The 1,047-nt window shown below is 42.2% G+C and carries 1 protein-coding gene and 1 pseudogene; one reads left to right on the top strand and one right to left on the bottom strand.

The annotated features are described in order from the left end of the window. The first annotated feature begins 106 nt into the window (after nucleotides 1-106). Entirely contained in the window at nucleotides 107-724 is a 618-nt protein-coding gene (locus tag PX481_RS14985) for a DedA family protein (protein WP_002759504.1), read from the top strand. A 191-nt stretch (nucleotides 725-915) separates the two neighbouring features. Here PX481_RS14985 and PX481_RS14980 read toward each other — a convergent pair. Beyond that, a pseudogene (locus PX481_RS14980) lies at nucleotides 916-1,047 on the bottom strand (IS630-like element ISMae24 family transposase); the annotation flags it as partial.

Below are 1,047 nucleotides of genomic sequence, written 5' to 3'. Positions count from 1 at the left end.
GACGAATTGCTAATAAATCAATACTGGGAAAAGTCATGTTCAGCCACGGTTAAATACTGTAAAAATATCTTAGAATATTCGTAAACCTTTGTTAAGAAAGCGCTCCATGTCCCTAGAGCTATTATCCCTAGAAAATATTGAAGAAATCGCCCACCAATACGGATACTGGGCAGTATTTATCGGTATCACCCTCGAAAATACCGGGATTCCCATCCCAGGAGAAACCATCACCATTGTCGGCGGCTTCCTTGCTGGTAGCGGTGATTTGAACTATTGGTTAGTTTTAGTCAGCGCAATTACAGGAGCAGTTTTGGGCGATAATTTTGGCTATTGGCTCGGTCGCGCTGGAGGTTGGCCGTTTTTGTTAAAAGTTGGCAAATTCTTTCGTATTCCGCCTCAAAAACTAGAATTAGCCAAGGAACAATTTAGTAAAAATGCACCCCGGGCGGTCTTTTTCGGTCGCTTCGTGGCTTTGTTAAGAATCTTTGCCGGTCCCATGGCGGGAATTGCCCGAATGCCCTACGGTCGCTTTTTCCTCTGTAATCTCGGTGGGGCAACGGTGTGGGCGACGATTATGGTGACATTATCTTTCTTTTTAGGCCGTTTGTTCCCCTTGCACCAGTTAGTTACTTCTATGGCTCGTTTTGGTATCTTGGCTTTAATTATCGTCCTAGCCTGGACAATTATTCACCCCATCCTTGAGTCACGGAAAAAGGTGGCTTAAGTCCGTCATTTCAGTTATCAGTTATCAGTTATCAGTTATCAGTTATCAGTTATCAGTTATCAGTTATCAGCTTTTGAAGGCAAGAGGCAAAAGACAGAATCTGACAATTCTCCTACCTAAAAAGAAGGTTAGAAACTAGGCACATCAAAGCTTTTAGCTATCCCCTGGAAAGAAGGGGGCTTGTTAAGTACCTAGGCAAAATTAATTACATACTCGCCTCCAAAATTGTCCAGCACTTTTTTAACGTAAGCGAGGAGGCTCTTTCGGTCTTTATAGGCGCTAAATTCAATCCATTCATATTTTAAAAATCTCCATAATATTTC

This window comes from Microcystis sp. M53603_WE2 (assembly GCF_030065435.1).
The sequence above is the reverse complement of the archived record's forward strand: the minus strand, read 5'-3'. Positions and strand labels throughout refer to the sequence as shown.